The sequence below is a fragment of the Hydrogenophaga sp. SNF1 genome (genome assembly GCF_034421675.1).
Classification (GTDB): domain Bacteria; phylum Pseudomonadota; class Gammaproteobacteria; order Burkholderiales; family Burkholderiaceae_C; genus Hydrogenophaga; species Hydrogenophaga borbori.
On record NZ_CP139793.1, the window covers coordinates 2,287,378 to 2,305,181 of the forward strand.

Below are 17,804 nucleotides of genomic sequence, written 5' to 3' on the forward strand. Positions count from 1 at the left end.
GGCACACCGCCCTGACACCACCAGCCAACCTGGCGCGAGATCCCCGCATCCGCCAACCAGAAAAAAGCCCAAAGCCGAGAAGACAAAAGAGACCCCATGGACCACCAGAACCTCATCGCCATCGACATCCACACCCACGCCGAAGTGAGCTGCTGGAACCCCTTCGACAACTACGGCGAGGAATACGACCGCGCGGCCGACAAGTACTTCGGCAGCAACCGCCGCCCCAGCATCGCCGAGACCATCGCCTACTACCGCGAGCGAAAGATCGGCCTGGTGATGTTCACCGTGGACAGCGAATCGAAACTGGGCCGCCGCCGCATCCCGAACGAGGAGATCGCCCAGGCCGCGCGCGAGAACAGCGACATGATGGTGGCCTTCGCCAGCATCGACCCGCACAAGGGCAAGATGGGCGCGCGCGAGGCCGAGCGCCTCATCCGGGAGGAAGGCGTCAAGGGCTTCAAGTTCCACCCCACGGTGCAGGGCTACCACCCCTACGACAGGATGGCCTGGCCCATCTACGAGGTGATCAACGCCCACAAGCTGCCGGCCATCTTCCACACCGGGCACAGCGGCATCGGCAGCGGCATGCGCTGCGGCGGCGGCCTGCGGCTGGAGTACAGCAACCCCATGCACCTGGACGACGTCGCCATCGACTTCCCCGACATGCAGATCGTGATGGCCCACCCCAGCTTCCCCTGGCAGGACGAGGCCCTGTCGGTGGCCACGCACAAGCCCAACGTCTGGATCGACCTGAGCGGCTGGAGCCCCAAGTACTTTCCCAAGCAGCTGGTGCAGTACGCCAACACCCTGCTCAAGGATCGCATCCTCTTCGGCAGCGACTACCCGCTGATCACGCCCGAGCGCTGGATGAAGGACTTCGAGGTCGCCGGCTTCAAGCCCGAGGTCATGCCCGGCATCCTCAAGGGCAACGCCGTGCGCCTGCTGGGCCTGGCATGAGGGCCTTCACCTCGCTCGCCGACATCGAGGCGCTGGAGCGCCGCCCGCTGGCCGAGGTGGCACCGCTGCGCACGCCCTATGGCCTGATCCGCGCCGCCGCCGAGCGCTTCCCCGAGCGCGAGGCCTTCACCTTCCTGCCCGACGCCGACCTGGCGCGCGCGCCGCGCCGCGTGAGCTACCGCGAGCTGCTGGCCATGGTGCACCGCGCGGCCAACGCCTTGCGTGCATTGGGTGTGGGACCCGACGACAGCGTGGCCCTGCTCGCGCCCAACACGCCCGAGGCGCACGCCGTGCTGTGGGGCGCGCAACTGGCCGGCCGCGTCTGCCCCATCAACACGCTGCTGCAGCCGGACCACATCGCCTCGCTCATGCAGGCCGCGAACACCAAGGTGCTGGTCGCCCTGGGGCCCAACGCCGAGCTGGCGGTCTGGCCCACGGCGCTGAAGGCGCAGGCGCTGCACCCCTGCGCGCTGGTGCCGATCGCGGTCGACGAGGCCGTGCCGGGCCTGGCCTCGCTGCAGGAGCTGATGGCCGCGCAGCCCGACACGCTCGGCTTCGAGCCCGACCTGAACGCCGACCGGGTGGTCGCGCTGTTCCACACCGGCGGCACCACCGGCGCGCCCAAGCTGGCACAGCACACCGCCGGCAACGAGGCGCACACCGCCTGGTTCGCGCACGCTTTCTACGACTGCGACGAACACAGCGTCGAGGTGAATGGCTTTCCGCTGTTCCATGTGGCCGGCGCCTTCGTCTACGGCCTGGCGCTGCTGGCCATCGGCGCGCGCCAGGTGCTGCCCACGCTCAGCGGCATGCGCAACACCGGCTTCGTGCAGCGCTACTGGCGCTTCTGCGAGCGCGAGGGCGTGACGCACCTGGCCTGCGTGCCCACGGTGCTGGCCAGCCTGCTGGGCGTGCCCATCGACGCCGACCTCTCGCGCGTGCGCGCGGCCTACACGGGTGGCTCGCCACTGCCCGGCGAGCTCGCGCAGCGCTTCGAGGCCACCACCGGCATCGCCGTGCGCAACATCCTGGGCATGACGGAGTGCGCGGGCCTGGTCAGCATCGAGCCCCTGCTGGCGCCGCGCGTGGCCGGCTCGGCCGGCTGGCGCCTGCCGTTCACCGAGGTGCACGCCGTGCCCTGGCGCGACGGCGAGGCCCGGCTGGACGAGCGCTGCGCGCCCGGCGAAACCGGCGTGGTGGTGCTGCGTGGGCCGCACATGAGCCCGGGCTACCTCGACGCGGCGCGCAACGCCGGCCTGTTCGAGCGGGGCTGGATCGTCTCGGGCGACCTCGGCCACCTCGACGCCGACGGCCGCGTGCACCTCACCGGCCGCGCCAAGGACGTGATCATCCGCGGCTCGCACAACATCGACCCCGGTCTGGTGGAAGACGCCTTCCTCGCCCACCCGGCCGTGGCGCAGTGCGCCGTGGTGGCCGAACCCGACGCCTACGCGGGCGAGGTGCCCGCGGCCTTCGTGGTCTTGCGCGAGGGCGCCAGCGCCGAGGCCGATGCCTTGCTGCGCGAGGTGGCGCCGCGGGTGTACGAGCGCCCCGCCGTGCCCAAGCGGGTGGTGGTCGTGCCGGCCCTGCCGCTCACCGCCATCGGCAAGGTGTTCAAGCCCGCGCTGCGGCTGCGAGCGATCGAACTCAAGCTGGCCGATCTGGCGCGCGAGCTGGCGCCGGACCGGGAGGCGGAGGTGAGCGCGGTGGACGAGGGCGGGCGCCAGCGCGCCACGGTGCGCTTCGCCGGCGCGGCCGACGCGGCGCTGGCCGAGGGCTTGCGGGCCGCCCTGGCGGCGATCGCGGTGCCGACGGCGGTGGAGTTCAGCGGGGTGGGCTGAGCGGCCTCACCAGCCGCCGCGCGCCAGCCAGCGCTCCAGCTGCTCCAGCTTGTCCACGCCCCAGAAGGGTTCGCCGTCCACCACCACCGTGGGCGAGCCGAACACACCTTGCGCCAGCGAGGCGTCGACCTCGGCGCGCAGCAGCGCGGCCGCTTCCTCGCCGGCGGCCGCGCGCGCCAGCGCCTCGCCCAGCACGGGCGCCAGCGCGTCGGGCGTGGACAGGTCCAGTCCCTGGCCCCAATAGGCACCGTAGACCGCGTGCACCACCGCGCTGGCGCGTTCGGGCGCGTGGCGATTGGTCCAGGCCAGGGCGCGGGCGCAGGCCAGCGGGTTCATCACCGCGTCGCGCGGCTGGCGCTTCATGGGCACGCCGAGCTCGCGCGCATAGCGGCGCACGTCGCGCTCCACGTAGTCGCCCTTGAGCGGCGTGTCCATCAGGGGCTTCAAGCCCATCACCTTCATCACCGCCACGCCCAGCAGCATGGGGTGCCAGGCGACCGAGCGGCCATGCCGGGCGGCGATGGCTTCCAGTCGCAGCGAGGCGAAGTAGCCATAGGGGGAGATGAAGTCGAGGTGGCAGTGCAGGGGCGCGGGCATGGGGTCGGGAGGCGGTATCGGGGCAATGGTTTCATACCATAACGGCATATCAGCCAGTCCCGAAACCGGCTTGTGCCGCCCCGCCGGCGCCTGCACAGTGGAGGCCTTGTGTCTGACGTGGCACATGCCTTCGGCGCGCCCTGGGTGGGCGCCGCCCGTCGATTGTTTTCTTCAGCCAGGTTCTTCCCATGACCCTTCTCCGTCGCCGCAGCGCGATCGTGGCCGCCGCCGCATTGGGCGCCACCTCGATCGCCGGCAAGGCCTTCGCCCAGCAGACCGTGACCCTGCGCCTGCACCAGTTCCTGCCGCCGCAGGCCACCATCCCGGCCCGTGCCATCGTGCCCTGGGCCAAGAAGGTGGAAAGCGAATCGGGCGGCCGCATCAAGGTGCAGCTGTTCCACTCGATGTCCATGGGCGGCTCGCCGCCGCAGCTGTTCGACCAGGCGCGCGACGGCGTCGCCGACATCGTCTGGACCGTGCTCGGCTACACCCCGGGCCGCTTCAACAAGGCCGAGGTGTTCGAGCTGCCCTTCATGAGCGGCAAGGCCGAGCCGGCCTCGCGCGCCTTCCACGAGTACGTGCAGCAGCACGCCGCCGACGAGTTCCGCCAGGTGCACCTGCTGGCCGCGCACACGCACGGCCCGGGCCTGTTCCACAGCAAGTCGGCCATCACCGGCCTGGACAGCCTGCGTGGCCTGAAGGTGCGCGGCGGCTCGCGCATCATCAACAACATGCTCACCAAGCTGGGCGCCGCCCCGGTGGGCATGCCGGTGCCGGCCGTGACGGAAGCGCTGTCCAAGTCGGTGATCGACGCCACCACCATTCCCTGGGAGGTGACGCCCTCGCTCAAGATCGCCGAGCTGGTGAAGCACCACACCTCGTTCTCGGGCCCCACGGGGCTGTTCACCCAGACCTTTGCGCTGGTGATGAACCGCGGCAGCTACCAGAAGCTGCCGGCCGATCTGAAGGCCATCATCGACAAGAACTCGGGCGTCGAGACGGCGGCCCTGTTCGGCCGCGCCATGGACGACGGCGACAAGGACGGCCTGGCGGTGGCGCAGAAGGCCGGCAACAGCATCGTCACCCTGGACGCCGCCGAAACCCAGCGCTGGAAAACCACCGCTGCCGCGGTGGAGGCCGACTGGGTGAAGGAGATGCAGGGCAAGAAGCTCGATGGCGCCAAGCTGGTCGCCGACGCGCGCGCGCTGATCGCCAAGCACAGCAAGTAAGCGGGTCAGCCCCGCGCGAACACAGGGCGGCCGCTGGCCGCCCTGTGTGTTTCAGCCCCAGACCTCGCGCGCCGTCTCCACCACCAGCGCCAGCTTCTTGCGCTGGTCTTCCACCGCGATGTTGTTGCCGTGCACCGTGCTGGAGAAGCCGCACTGCGGCGACAGGCAGAGCTGCTCCAGCGGGGCGTACTTCGCGGCTTCGGCGATGCGGCGCTTCAACTCGTCCTTGCTTTCCAGCTGGCCGAACTTGGTGGTCACCAGGCCCAGCACCACGGTCTTGCCGGGCTTGAGGTAGCGCAGCGGGCGGAAGTCGCCCGAGCGGTCGTCGTCGTACTCCATGAAGTAGGCGTCCAGGTGCATCTCGGTGAGCAGGGCCTCGGCCACGGGCTCGTAGTTGCCGGCCGCCGCGTGCGTGCTCTTGAAGTTGCCACGGCACAGGTGCATGGCCAGGGTCATGCCCTTGGGCTTCTTCGCCACCACCTTGTTGATGAAGGCGGCGTAGCGGTGCGGCAGCTCGTTCGGATCGTCGCCGCGCTGGCGCGCGGCCTCGCGCATCTTCTCGTCGCACAGGTAGGCCATGTTGGTGTCGTCCATCTGCACGTAGGTGCAGCCGGCGTCGGCCAGGCTCTGCAGCTCGTCCGCGTAGGCCTGGGCCACGTCGTCGTAGAACACCGGATCCAGCTCGGGGTAGGCGTCCTTGCTGATGCCGGCGCGCCCGCCGCGAAAGTGCAGCATGGTGGGGGAGGGGATGGTCACCTTGGGCATGAGGCCCGGCAGGCCCAGCGCCTTGACCTGCGCCTGCAGGTACTGGAAGTCGGCGAGCTGGATGTTCTTGGCGTGGCGCACCTTGTCGATCACGCGGATCACGGGCGGGGCCAGCTCTTCCGTGCCGTCGGGCTTGCGGATGGTGACGGGGATGTCGGTCTTCACGCCACCCAGCTGCTCCAGGAAGTCGATGTGGAAATAGGTGCGGCGGAACTCGCCGTCGGTGATGGACTGCAGGCCCACGTCGGCCTGGAACTTCACGATCTCGGTGATCGCGCGGTCTTCCACCGCGCGCAGCTGGGCCGCCGTGATCTCGCCCTTGGCTTTCTGTTCGCGCGCCTGCAGCAGGTAGGCCGGACGCAGAAAGCTGCCGACGTGGTCGGCGCGAAAGGGGGGATTCAGGCTCATGGGGTCTCCTCGGGGTTGCGGAAATGGACGGCGCCGACGGTAGCCCAAGCCCCGTTGGGCGGCAAGATCGGCGTTTTCAATGGATACATAAAAGCCAGAATCCGAGCTTGATTGAAGGATTTCATGGGGAAAACGGCGATTCATGTATACATTGCGTATCCATGAATACCGATCCAGCCCACTTCCCGCTCAACGCCTGGTACGCCGCCGCCTACGACGTTGAGGTGGGACGGGCCCTGTTCCCCCGCACCGTCTGCCAGCAGAAGCTGGTGCTCTACCGCCAGACCGACGGCCGCGTGGCCGCCCTGGAGGACGCCTGCTGGCACCGGCTGCTGCCGCTGTCCATGGGCCGGCTGGAGGGCGACGAAGTGGTCTGCGGCTACCACGGCCTGGTGTTCAACGCCGAGGGGCGCTGCACCCACATGCCCAGCCAGGAAACCCTCAACCCCTCGGCCTGCGTGCGCCGCTTCCCGGTGGCGGAGCGGCACCGCTTCATCTGGGTCTGGCCGGGCGATCCGGCGCTGGCCGACGAATCGCTGATCCCCGACCTGCACTGGAACCACGACCAGGCCTGGGCGGGCGACGGCAAGATGATCCGCGTGCAGTGCGACTACCGCCTGGTCATCGACAACCTGATGGACCTCACGCACGAAACCTTCGTGCACGGCAGCAGCATCGGCAACCGCGCCGTGGCCGAGGCGCCTTTCGTGGCCACGCACGGCGAACGCACGGCCACGGTCACGCGCTGGATGGAGAACATCGAGGCGCCGCCGTTCTGGGCCGGGCAGCTGCGGCAGGCGCGCGGCCACCAGGGCCCGGTGGACCGCTGGCAGATCATCCGCTTCGAGGCGCCGTGCACCGTGGCCATCGACGTGGGCGTGGCGCCCACCGGCACCGGCGCTCCGCAGGGCGACCGCAGCCAGGGCGTCAACGGCATGGTGCTCAACACCATCACGCCCGAAACCGGCAACAGCTGTCTCTACTTCTGGGCCTTCGCGCGCAACTACTGCCTGGACGAACAGCGCCTGACGCACCAGCTGCGCGAGGGCGTGGCCGGCATCTTCCGCGAGGACGAGCTGGTGCTCGAAGCGCAGCAGAAGGCGATCGAGCAGCACCCCGACCACAAGTTCTACAACCTCAACATCGACGCCGGTGCCATGTGGGCGCGGCGCCTGATCGACAAGATGGTGGATGCCGAGCGCGGCACGCCCGGCGCGGGCTCCAGCGTCATTCCCATCCGTCGCGCCGGCTGATCCCATGGCCACCAGCACCTCCAACCCCATGCCCGACACCGCGCCCGAAAGCGCGCAGGTGCGCACGCTGCTGCAGCTGCGCGAACTCATCCTCTCGGGTGAGCTGCCCGGCGGCTCGCGCATCGCCGAGCTCGCCATCGTCGAGCGCCTGGGCGTGTCGCGCACGCCGGTGCGCGCCGCGCTGCTGCGCCTGGAGCAGGAAGGCCTGCTGCGCGCGCTGCCCGGCGGCGGCCACGTGGTGCAGACCTTCACCGAGCGCGACATCGCCGACGCCATCGAACTGCGCGGCACGCTCGAAGGCCTGCTGGCGCGCCTGGCGGCCGAGCGCGGCGCGCCGGCCGCCGTGCTGACCGAGGCGCGCGGCGTGCTGGAGCGCATCGACGCCGTGCTGGCCGCGCCCGCGCTGGACGCCGAGGCCTTCTCCGAGTACGTGGCGCTCAACAGCCGCCTGCACGAGTTGCTGGCCGAAATGGCCGACAGCCCCACGGTGGAGCGCCAGCTGGAGCGCGTGTGCGCGCTGCCGTTCGCCTCGCCTTCGGGCTTCGTGCTGGCCGAGGCCGGCTCGCCAGCGGCGCGCGACATGCTGGTGGTGGCGCAGGACCAGCACCGCCAGGTGCTGGACGCCATCGAACGCCGCGAGGGCGCGCGCGCCGAGGCCATCCTGCGCGAGCACTCGCGCCTGGCCCAGCGCAACCTGCGCGCCGTGCTCGCGGGCCACAGCAACAGCCCGACCCACGCGCCCGCGCTCAAACTCATCCGCCGCCGCTGACCCCATGAAAAGCAACCCGATCTGGCAGAACGCGCGCGTGGCCGCGCTGCGCGACCTCACCCCCAGCGTGCGCGAGTTCGTGCTGCAGCCGCTCGACGGCGCGGCCATCGCCTGGCCGCCCGGCGCGCACCTGCAGGTGCGCCTGCGCGTGGCCGGGCGCGAGCAGACCCGCTCGTACTCGCTGGTGGGCCAGCCGGCCGACACGCCCGGCGGCTACCGCATCGCCGTCAAACGGCTGGACGACGGGCGGGGCGGATCGCGCGCGATGTGGTCGCTGGCCGAGGGCGACGCGCTGAGCCTGAGCGCACCGCAGAACCACTTCCCGCTGGACCTCGACGCGCCCGCCAGCCTGCTGGTGGCGGGCGGCATCGGCATCACGCCGATGGTGGCCATGGCCCAGGCCCTGGCGCGGCGCGGCCGTGCGGTGCGCCTGCTGTACGCCGCGCGCCACGCCGGCGAACTGGCCTATGCCGAGCGCCTGCGCGACACCCTGGGCGACCAGCTGGTGACGGCCGTGTCGGGGCAGGGCCAGCGCCTGGACCTGGCGGGCGAGCTGGCGGCCCTGCCGCCTGGCGCGCCGTGCTACGTCTGCGGTCCCAGCGGCCTGCTGGCGTCGCTGCGCTCGCTCTGGGCCCAGGCGGGGCGCCCCGCCAGCGGCCTGCGCTTCGAAACCTTCGGCAGCGGCGGCCAACGGCCCAGCCAGGCCTTCGCCCTGACCGTGCCCCGCCATGGGGCATCGCTCACCGTGTCGGCCGACGAGTCGCTGCTCGACGCCCTGGAGGCCGCCGGCATCGAGGTGATGAGCGACTGCCGGCGCGGCGAATGTGGCCTGTGCGCGATGGACGTGCTGGCCGTGGAGGGCGAGATCGACCACCGCGACGTCTTCCTCAGCGAGCACGAAAAGCAGGGCAATCGGCGCATCTGCGCCTGTGTCTCGCGCGTGGTGGGGCGCATCACCCTGGACAGCGCCTGGCGCGCCGACGCGGCGCACCACTGACAAACCCTGTGAGGGTTCCTACTGGTTTCATAACATAACGGCATAGCTGAAAGTCCTTCCCCGGACTGGCTGCTGTGCCAAGCCGCATGCACAGTGTGGGTGTTCAGTTCCCCCATCGCCCGTGCCAATGAGCACCCCCACCGAAGAGGGCCGGGCGCAACCCGAACGGAGACAAGGATGAAACCGATGAAGCGACGCGCCGCGCTGGCGCTGCTGGGTGCCTCGGCCACGCTGGCGCTGCCGGCCCTGGCGCAGCAGACGGTCACGCTGCGCCTGCACCAGATGCTGCCGCCGCAGGCCACCATTCCGGCGCGCGCCCTCACGCCCTGGGCGCAGAAGGTGGAAGCCGAATCGGGCGGCCGCATCAAGGTCCAGCTGTTCCACGCCATGCAGCTCGGCGGCGCGCCGCCGCAGCTCTATGACCAGGCCAAGGACGGCGTGGTCGACCTGACCTGGACGGTGCTGGGCTACACGCCCGGGCGCTTTCCCAAGACCGAGGTGTTCGAGCTGCCCTTCATGAGCGGCAACGCCGAATCGTCCTCGCGGGCGCTGCAGGAGTATGTCGAGAAGTTCGCGCCCGAGGAGTTCAAGGACGTCAAGCTCATCGCGGTGCACACGCACGGCCCCGGCCTGTTCCACACCAAGACGCCCGTCACCGGACTGGAAAGCCTGCGCGGCATGAAGATCCGCGGCGGCTCGCGCATCATCAACAACATGCTCACCAAGCTGGGCGCCACGCCCGTGGGCATGCCGGTGCCGGCGGTGACCGAGGCGCTGTCGAAGGGCGTGATCGACGGCACCACCATTCCCTGGGAGGTGACGCCCTCGCTGAAGGTGACCGAGCTGGTGAAGAACCACACCACCTTCGCCGGCAAGGAAGGCCTGTACACCCAGACCTTCGCCTTCTCCATGAACAAGGCCGCCTACGACAAGCTGCCCGCCGACCTGAAGGCCGTGATCGACAAGAACTCGGGCATCGAGACCGCCGCCATGTTCGGCCGCGCGATGGACGAGGGCGACAAGGCCGGCCGCGACATCGCCGTCAAGGCCGGCAACAACATCGTCGCGCTGGACGTGCAGGAGACGCAGCGCTGGCGGCGCACCGCCGCCTCGGTGGAGACCGACTGGGTCAATGAAATGAAAGCCAAGAACATCGACGGAGCCAAGCTGGCCGCGGAGGCCAGGGCGCTGATCGCCAAGTACAGCAAGTGATCCGTCCCTGCGGGATCAACGGCCGTCCTCGCCAGAGGGCGGCCTTTTTGTTGAGGGGGCGTGCGGCCGATGTTGGACAATCGCGCCTCTCAGTCTTTCGTAGAAAGCCATTCGCATGATTGCATTCATCTACCGGCTGTCCCAATGGGCGGCCATCATCGGCGGCTTGGCGCTGGTCGCGCTGACGCTGATGATCGTGGCCAGCGTGAGCGGCCGCGCGATGCTCGGGCTCGGCCTGGGCCCTGTTCCCGGTGACTTCGAACTCGTTGAAGTCGGCACCGCCATCGCGGTGTTTTTCTTCCTGCCCTGGACCTACCTCAAGGGCGGCCACGCCACGGTGGACCTGCTCTACATGCACCTGCCCGCCTGGGCGCAGAAGTCCATCGTTCTGGTGTGCGACCTGGTCATGCTGGTCGTGTGGCTGGTGCTCACCTGGAAGCTCTACGAAGGCATGATTGAAAAGAAGGACTACTTCGAGACCACCTTCATCCTGCAAATGCCGATCTGGTGGGCCTACGCGGCCTGCCTGGTGGGCGCGCTGGTCGGTTGCCTGGCCTACCTCGCCAAGACGGCGACCATGCTCGGCCTGGGCAAGGAGCCCGAAGGCTGGACCACCGAAGCGGGAGCGCACTGATGTCTGGCGTCGAACTCGCGGCCTGGTCCTTCCCGATCCTGCTGCTGCTCATCTTCGTGCGCGTGCCCATCGGGCTGGCGATGCTGGTCTGCGGCATGGCCGGGGCCTGGATGATCTACGGCACCGCCGATCCCATCCTGAACCAGCTCAAGCAGCTGACCTACAGCACCTTTTCCAACTACAACCTCTCGGTGATCCCGCTGTTCCTGCTGATGGGGCAGTTCGCGGCGCTGGGGGGCCTGTCGCAGGCCCTGTTCAAGGCGGCCGAGGCCTGGATCGGCCACCGCAAGGGCGGCGTGGCCATGGCCGCCGTCGGCGCCTGCGCCGGCTTCGGCGCCATCTGCGGTTCCTCGCTGGCAACCGCGGCCACCATGGGCCAGGTGGCGCTGCCCGAGCTCAAGCGCGCGGGCTACGCCGGCGGCATCTCCACCGCCACGCTGGCGGCGGGCGGCACGCTGGGCATTCTGATCCCGCCTTCGGTGGTGCTGGTGATCTACGCCATCCTGACCGAGCAGAACATCGCCAAGCTGTTCCTGGCCGCCTTCGTGCCCGGCGTGCTGGCCGCCATCGGCTACGTCATCGTCATTGCCGTTTACGCCCGCCTGAAGCCCGAGGAGGTGGGTTCCATGGCGCCGGTGCCCATGGCCCAGCGCTGGAAGGCCACCGTGAAGGTCTGGCCCGTGCTCACCATCTTCCTGGTGGTGGTCGGCGGCATCTACCTGGGTTACTTCACCCCCACCGAAGGCGCGGCCGTGGGCGCCTTCGGCACCGGCCTGGCGGCCTGGGCGGCCGGTGGCCTGAACCGCAAGACGCTGGTCGCGGCCGTCCTGGGCACGGCCGTGGCCACCGGCATGATCTTCATGATCGTGCTCGGCGCGGGGGTCTACAACACCTTCCTGGCCCTGTCGCAGCTGCCGCAGGAGGCCGCCTCGCTGGTGTCGGGCTCGGGCCTGAGTCCCATGGTGGTGCTGGTCGCCATCCTGGTCATCTACGTGATCCTGGGCTGCTTCATGGATTCCCTGTCCATGATCCTGCTGACCATTCCGGTGTTCTTCCCCGTGGTGACGGCGCTGGACTTCGGCATGCCGCCCGAGCACTTCGCCATCTGGTTCGGCATCCTGGTGCTGATCGTGGTGGAGGTGGGCCTGATCACGCCGCCGGTGGGCATGAACCTCTTCGTCATCAACAGCATGGCGAAGGACGTGCCCATTCTGGCGACCTACAAGGGCGTGCTGCCCTTCGTGTTCAGCGATTTCATCCGCACGGCGATCCTGGTGGCGTTCCCGGTGATCGTCACCTTCGTGCTGTAGCGGTGGCGGGCATGCGTCGCCGCCGCTTGATCGCCCTGGCCGCCGCGGCGCTGCCGCTGGCGGCCGTCAGGGCGCAGACATTCCCGTCGAAGAACCTGCGCCTGGTCGTGCCCTTCGCGGCCGGCGGCGTGGGCGACCTGACGGCGCGCATCGTCGCCGGGCGGCTGGCCGAGGGCCTGGGCCGTTCCGTGGTGATCGAGAACCGCCCCGGCGCCGGTGGCGTGGTGGCCGCCGAGACGGTGGCGCGCGCCGAGCCCGACGGCCACACGCTGTTCCTCATGTCCAACGGCACGGCGGTCACCGCCGGCCTGTTCAAGTCGCTGCCCTTCGACACCGTCAAGGACTTCGCGCCGGTCTCCACGCTGGGCTTCTTCGACATCGCCGTCGTGGCCCACCCCGAGGCGCCGTTCAAGAGCCTGCCCGAGCTGCTGGCCTTCGCGAAGGCGAACCCCGGCAAGCTCAACATCGGCAGCATCAACATCGGCAGCACGCAGCACCTGGCGGCCGAGCTGTTCAAGAGCAGCGCCGGCATCGACGCGCAGACCGTGCCGTTCAACGGCACGCCCAACCTCATCGGTGCCCTGCGCGGGCGGCAGGTGGACGTGGGCGTGGAAATCCTCGCGCCGGTGCTCGCGCAGATCCGCGGCGGGGCGCTCAAGGCCCTGGCCGTGGCGGGCGAGAAGCGCTCGCCCGTGCTGCCCGAGGTGCCGACCGCGGTGGAGTCGGGCGTGGCGGGGTTCGTGGCCTCGTCGTGGAACGCCATCGCCGCGCCGGCGAAGACGCCGCGCCCGGTCATCGAGCGGCTGCAGCGGGAGATCGCCGCGGCCGTGGCCGACGCCGAGGTGCAGAAGAAACTGCGCGAGCTCAACATCGACCCGCGCTCGTCCACGCCCGAGCAGGCGACGGCGCTGCTGGTGAACGACATCAAGCGCTGGAGCGCGGTGATCGAGCGCGCGGGCATTCCGAAGCAGTGAGGCCTGGCGCGGGCCGGTGGGCCCGCCCGCGCCAGCGCGCTCTTTCGGGCTACTCGTTGGACGGCGTGACGCCCTCCATGAGCCCATCAATCACCGTCACCGAGCTGGGTGGGTGCGCACAGGCCTGCGCCGACACGCTCTCGTCGGCGGTCTCGCCATCGACCACGACCTCGACGGGCTCGGGTGAGACCCGGTCGCCGGGAGAGGGGGGCCGGTAACTGGGTGGCGGCGGGCCGTCGCTGTGCTCGTCGTCGTCGCTCGCCGATGGCGCGCCACTCTCGCATGGGACCGCCGGGCGGCCCATCCACACCACGGCGGCGTACAACAGGTTCAGCAGCAGCTCGGCGCCGGGGATCGTCGCGGCCCGCAGCGAGAAGGCCGCGATGAGGATCCAGCCAGCCCCGGTCGAGTAGCGCTGGGTGTCCTCGGGGACCCCGAACCAGGCCTGGGTGCCATTGATGAAACCCGCGTCGCTCGTGTGGGCCCAGGAGTCGCTGCCGTTGATCGCGGCGCCGAAGGGCACCGATGCCGCGGTATCCGTGAAAGGCATGGTGCTGGCGAACAGGGTGTACAGATAGAACAGCGAATACACCTGGACGAGCATCGCAAGCATGTTGCCCACCACCTCGCCGGTGGTGCGCAGGCGGATCGCGGCCGGCGAGCGGTTGATGAGCCTGTGCGGTGTCTTGCCCGCGCCTTCGAAGACGATGGCGCCCGTCTTGTTGCGGGCGATCTGATCGCGGCCCTGCGTGGTTTCCATGAGCGCGCTGCGCTGCTGGTACTTCCTGTGCACCCGCTGCAGCCGCTCGATCGCGGGATCGAGCAGGGGCAGCACCAGGGCCTCGAAGCGCGCCAGCCGCAGGCGCTTCTCGGCCGGGCTCAGGGAACTCTCGAGAATGCTCGCCTCGATGGCGCTGCGGGTGTTGACCAGCTCGAGCAGCGAGGGCGTGACCGCCAGGCACTTCTTCAGCGCCACGGGTTGTTCCTGCTTCCAGGTCTGGTGCAGGCCCGGCTTGTCGGCGCCGTGCTGGATCCAGGCATTGCCCAGCATGTGCAGGCTCATGGTGGAGATGCCGGCGAGCTGGCCCATGGCGGCCGACGCCAGGAAGTCCGACAGCGCGAACAGCCCGGCCTTCTGGGCGACGGTGGCGGGCAGTCGCTCGATCCACAAGCGCAGGTGCGGCGCCAGGCTGCCCGAGAACAGGTACACCACCGAATAGCTGAAGAAGGCCAGGTGGAAGTGGCCGTTGCGCAGCCAGCCGCCGAGCAGGGGGTGTTCACGGAAATCGAAGCGCAGGGGCGTGCCCTTGTCCTGCTCGGCCTGGGCACGGGCGATCACGCCGTCCACCAGTTCCTGCAGGGCGGCGGCGATCTCATCGGCGTGCGGCGCATCGCCCCGCGCCGAGGCCACGTACCACATGCCCAGCAGGGTGACGTAGTTGTCGAAGGCCGCCTTGTCCGGGGCCTGGGGGCCGCCGTAGTTGGCGCCGGGTCCGAAGGCCACGGTCTTGGCCACCGTGGCGTGCAGGAACGAGGCGATCAGGTCGAACCCCGCCGCGCCCACGAGGAAGAAGAGGCGCGGATCGCTCTTGGACAGCGTGGGCAGGAACCCCCACAGCGAGGTCCAGGCCTTGGCCAGCATGAAGGACACGCTGAACCCCAGGCTGCCGGCGCCGCAGACGGCCCTGGCCTTGTCCCGGGTCGAGACCTGCGCCGCGCTGGCGGGCGCGGGCACGGCGGCCACCTGCTCCAGGGCGGTGCTCAGCAGGTGGTTGACGTACGCCTGCGGGTCCTGGCGCCATTGGCGTGTCCGCTTGCGGCTCAGCCCGGTGTAGGCGGCGAAATCCGCGGGTGTCTCGGGGCGTTTGTCGGGGTTGTTGACGATGCGCTGGTTGTAGTCGGGGCTGAACTTGCGGTGCTTGGCGTTCGTCTGGGGCTGCATGCGGCGCTCCTTCAGGCCAGCGTGGTGCGGGGCCCATGGGCGCCATCGCGGGGTGGCGGGCCGGCGCGGGCCCCGTCCCACACGAACATGCCCGCCAGCAGGGTGGCGCGCCATTGCTTCACCTGGGCCGCCATGCCGCGCAAGGCCTGGGCCAGCCAGGGGCCGGTCATGTCCTCGCGCAGCGGCACGCCGAGCATCAGCACCACCGCGTCGCCGCCCTCGTCGTAGCCGAAGCGGATGCCAGGCTGGTGCCAGGTGAGCAGTTGAAGGGCCAGCAACTGCCGGTAGACCTGCGCGGGATCCTCGGCCGTGATGCGGCCAAGTTCCGCGAGCACCAGCATCGAGGCGCTGGATTCGTGGTGCGTCACCTCCAGGCTGACGCCATCGATCTCGACGGTCTCCTCCTGGCCCATGCCCTCGGTGTTGTCCAGGCGCAGCTCCCGGCTGGCGTGGCGGCACAGGTCGTCAAAAAAAGCGGCGGTCACAAAGGGGCTCCTCTTCATCGGGGTTCCACGCGGCTTGCGTGTGGCCCTGTGTCGGGAGCGCACCAATATGGTTCCAAAGGCCGTCGGCCCTATGGCCGATGGTCATCACAATGTCATCGATCTGACGGCCGCCTCTCTGCGGCTGGCGGCCTGGCCCGCCGCCGCTAGCCCGCCGCGCACAGGAACCTCCGCAAGGCCTCGGCGCTCACCGGCTTGTGCAGCAGCGTGAAGCCGTGGCGGTTCGCCTGCTCGATGCGCTCGGCCGACATGTCGCCCGTGACCATGCAGACGGGCAGCGGACCGAGGTGCCGCGCGCGCAGCCCCAGCAGCAGCTCCAGCCCGTCCATGGAGGGGTCGAGCATGTAGTCGCAGATCACCGTGTCGATGCGCGCCGGCTGCGCCTCGCACAGCCGCATGGCCTCGCCGGCGTTGGCCGCGCTGAGCACCTGGTGGCCCCACGACGTGAGCAGGTGCGTGGTGGCGAGCAGCACCTGTTCGTCGTCGTCGATCAGCAGGATGTGCCGGCCGGCGCCCGCGGGCGATGGTTCGTCGGGGGCCGGCGCGTGCTCCTGCCGCTGGGGTTCGCATGGCGGCAGCCGCACGGAGAACATCGAGCCCTTGCCGGGCATCGAGCGCACGTCGAGCCGCGCGCCCAGCTGGGCGGCCGCGCGCCGCACGATCGACAGGCCCAGGCCTTCCGAGCGGCCGTCGCGCGTGGGCGCGGTGTCGACGCGGAAGAACGCCTGGAAGATGGCGTCGATTTTTTCGGGCGGGATGCCAATGCCCGTGTCCCACACCTGCACCTCGACGCTGGTGCCGCGCTGGCGCGCGCCCAGCACGATGCGCCCTTGCTGCGTGTAGCGCACGGCGTTGGACACCAGGTTGGCCAGGATGCGGCGCAGCACCGTGGGGTCGGCCAGCACCCAGGCGCGGCTGGGCACCGCGTGCAGGCTCAGGCCCTTGCGCGCCGCCATGGCCGCGAATTCCGACATCAGGTCGTCGAACGTCGCTTGCAGCGGCGTGGGGCGTGGATGGATCGGCTTTTGCCCGGTGCCGTGCAGGGAGGCGCCGAGCAGCATGTTGAGCAGCTCCATCAGGCTGTCCAGCGAGGCGCGCATGCGCTGCACGATGGGCACGAAAGGCTTGCTGGGCAAGGGCGAGGACGCGTGGCTGAGGCTGCGGATGGTGGTGAGGAACAGGCCGAGCGCGTGGATGGGCTGGCGCAGGTCGTGGCTGGCCGAGGCCAGGAAGACGGATTTGCCACGATCGGCCGCCTCCGCGCGTTCGGTCTGCCAGCGCAGGTCGACGAGCAGGCGGTCGATGCGGCGCTGGGCCTGGTAGCGGTAGCTCACGTCCTGGATCAATACGGCCTGGCAGGGACTGTCCCCGTCCATGAAGGTGATGGCCTGGATCTGCATGGGGGGCTTGTCGTGCGCGCCGGGGAGCAGGGACAGGCTCAGGTCGATGGACGGGCCGCCGCCCGCCCAGGCCTCGGGTGGCACGCCCAGCCGGTCCAGCGCCTGCGCCAGCGACAGGCCGACCAGCTGCTGCCGTTCAAGGCCAGTGTGGCGGCTGGCGATCGGGTTGGCGTCCGTGATGACGCCCCGGTCGCACAGCAGGATGCCTTCGATGCCGGCCTCGAACAGGGCGTTGAGCCGCTCCAGCGTCTGGCGCAGGGCCTGCATGCCGCGGTGGCGCAGCGTGACGTCGCGGGTGAGCGTGGCCATGCGGTTCACCTGCCCGGGCCCGCCCGGTATCGGCCACAGCAGCACATCCATCACGCGGTCCTCGCCCTCGCCGCTGACCAGCGGGCGTTCATAGCGCACGGGCCGCAGGGTGCGAAACAGCTTGGCCCGGAACGGCGCGGTCATGGCGTGGTTCTCTTCCCCCATCACGGCAAGCACCGAGCGGCCTTCGGCCTGATCCGGCGTGGTGCTGTAGAAGCGCGCGAACGACACGTTGGTGAAGAGCATGGTCTCGCCCTCGGTCACCATGGACATCAGTTCCTGCAACTGGTCCAGGGTGTGCCGAAGGTGCCGCAGCGTCAGCGCGCGGCGGCCGCGCCGTTCCTCGACGTCCGTCAGGTCGACGGCCGTGCACAGCCAGTCGCCGTTGCCCAGGGGCGCCAGGTCGAGGTGCAGCAGGCGCGCGCCATGGCCGTCGGCGGCGGGTTCAAGGCGCAGGCGCCCGTGAAACGGCTGGCCACGCCGCAGGGGGGCGGACAACTCGCCGCCAGCGGTGAAGGCCCGCCGCCATGCGGCCGCTGCGTGCCCCTCCGCGCCCAGCAGCCCCTGCAGGGCCGCATTGGGCGTGAAGCGCCAGGGGCTGGGCCGCAGCACGGCGGCCAGGCCTTCTATCTGCTCGATCCAATCGGGTGAAACCGTCGCACCGTGGTTCATGGGATGGAGGTCGCTCGGCATCGCTGTCG

General features: G+C 70.0%; 15 protein-coding genes. 10 read left to right on the plus strand and 5 right to left on the minus strand.

The window, feature by feature from the left end; all coding sequences use genetic code 11:
* Nucleotides 1–96 precede the first annotated feature (96 nt).
* Nucleotides 97–960 (plus strand): amidohydrolase family protein, encoded by an 864-nt coding sequence (locus SOM08_RS10885; protein ID WP_116957951.1) that lies wholly within the window; start codon nucleotides 97–99, stop codon nucleotides 958–960.
* Nucleotides 957–2,801 carry an AMP-binding protein gene (locus tag SOM08_RS10890; RefSeq protein WP_322470659.1) on the plus strand — a complete coding sequence of 615 codons (1,845 nt, stop codon included), beginning with the start codon at nucleotides 957–959 and terminating at the stop codon, nucleotides 2,799–2,801. Before SOM08_RS10885 ends, SOM08_RS10890 begins: the two co-directional genes overlap by 4 nt.
* 6 nt (nucleotides 2,802–2,807) lie before the next feature.
* On the opposite strand, the gene SOM08_RS10895 is transcribed toward SOM08_RS10890, so the two are convergent.
* On the minus strand, nucleotides 2,808–3,398 hold the full coding sequence (locus SOM08_RS10895) for a 2-hydroxychromene-2-carboxylate isomerase (protein ID WP_322470660.1): 591 nt from the start codon (nucleotides 3,396–3,398) through the stop codon (nucleotides 2,808–2,810).
* A gap of 188 nt (nucleotides 3,399–3,586) precedes the next feature.
* Between SOM08_RS10895 and SOM08_RS10900 the strand changes: the two genes are divergently transcribed.
* Entirely contained in the window at nucleotides 3,587–4,627 is a 1,041-nt protein-coding gene (locus SOM08_RS10900) for a TRAP transporter substrate-binding protein (protein WP_116957954.1), read from the plus strand.
* A 51-nt stretch (nucleotides 4,628–4,678) separates the two neighbouring features.
* On the opposite strand, the gene SOM08_RS10905 is transcribed toward SOM08_RS10900, so the two are convergent.
* Entirely contained in the window at nucleotides 4,679–5,800 is a 1,122-nt protein-coding gene (locus SOM08_RS10905) for a 5-methyltetrahydropteroyltriglutamate--homocysteine S-methyltransferase (protein ID WP_116957955.1), read from the minus strand.
* A gap of 161 nt (nucleotides 5,801–5,961) precedes the next feature.
* Here SOM08_RS10905 and SOM08_RS10910 point away from each other — a divergent pair, with 161 nt between their 5' ends.
* The 7 genes from SOM08_RS10910 (at nucleotide 5,962) to SOM08_RS10940 (ending at nucleotide 12,949) form a co-directional block, all read left to right on the plus strand.
* Complete coding sequence (locus tag SOM08_RS10910) at nucleotides 5,962–7,053, plus strand: aromatic ring-hydroxylating dioxygenase subunit alpha (RefSeq protein WP_322470661.1); 1,092 nt, start codon at nucleotides 5,962–5,964, stop codon at nucleotides 7,051–7,053.
* Nucleotides 7,054–7,081: 28 nt separating this feature from the next.
* Complete coding sequence (locus SOM08_RS10915; protein WP_245980837.1) at nucleotides 7,082–7,822, plus strand: GntR family transcriptional regulator; 741 nt, start codon at nucleotides 7,082–7,084, stop codon at nucleotides 7,820–7,822.
* Between the two features lie 4 nt (nucleotides 7,823–7,826).
* Nucleotides 7,827–8,819: a PDR/VanB family oxidoreductase gene (locus SOM08_RS10920; protein WP_116957958.1), complete on the plus strand. Its 993-nt coding sequence runs from the start codon at nucleotides 7,827–7,829 to the stop codon at nucleotides 8,817–8,819.
* A gap of 177 nt (nucleotides 8,820–8,996) precedes the next feature.
* A complete protein-coding gene (locus tag SOM08_RS10925; RefSeq protein WP_116957959.1) occupies nucleotides 8,997–10,031 on the plus strand; it encodes a TRAP transporter substrate-binding protein in 1,035 nt (344 codons plus the stop codon).
* Nucleotides 10,032–10,146: 115 nt separating this feature from the next.
* Entirely contained in the window at nucleotides 10,147–10,665 is a 519-nt protein-coding gene (locus SOM08_RS10930) for a TRAP transporter small permease (RefSeq protein ID WP_116957960.1), read from the plus strand.
* The gene (locus SOM08_RS10935) at nucleotides 10,665–11,975 is read left to right on the plus strand and encodes a TRAP transporter large permease (protein WP_116957961.1); all 1,311 of its coding nucleotides are present in this window, start codon (nucleotides 10,665–10,667) and stop codon (nucleotides 11,973–11,975) included. Before SOM08_RS10930 ends, SOM08_RS10935 begins: the two co-directional genes overlap by 1 nt.
* An 11-nt stretch (nucleotides 11,976–11,986) precedes the next feature.
* A complete protein-coding gene (locus SOM08_RS10940) occupies nucleotides 11,987–12,949 on the plus strand; it encodes a Bug family tripartite tricarboxylate transporter substrate binding protein (RefSeq protein ID WP_116958025.1) in 963 nt (320 codons plus the stop codon).
* Between the two features lie 49 nt (nucleotides 12,950–12,998).
* Here SOM08_RS10940 and SOM08_RS10945 read toward each other — a convergent pair whose 3' ends face one another.
* The 3 genes from SOM08_RS10945 to SOM08_RS10955 all read right to left on the minus strand — a co-directional run bounded on the left by SOM08_RS10945 (nucleotide 12,999) and on the right by SOM08_RS10955 (nucleotide 17,775).
* Complete coding sequence (locus SOM08_RS10945; protein ID WP_322470662.1) at nucleotides 12,999–14,891, minus strand: hypothetical protein; 1,893 nt, start codon at nucleotides 14,889–14,891, stop codon at nucleotides 12,999–13,001.
* Nucleotides 14,892–14,902: 11 nt separating this feature from the next.
* Nucleotides 14,903–15,376, minus strand: a complete 474-nt coding sequence (locus tag SOM08_RS10950) for a CesT family type III secretion system chaperone (protein WP_322470663.1) — start codon at nucleotides 15,374–15,376, stop codon at nucleotides 14,903–14,905.
* Nucleotides 15,377–15,540: 164 nt separating this feature from the next.
* A complete protein-coding gene (locus SOM08_RS10955; RefSeq protein WP_322470664.1) occupies nucleotides 15,541–17,775 on the minus strand; it encodes an ATP-binding protein in 2,235 nt (744 codons plus the stop codon).
* Nucleotides 17,776–17,804: the final 29 nt, after the last annotated feature.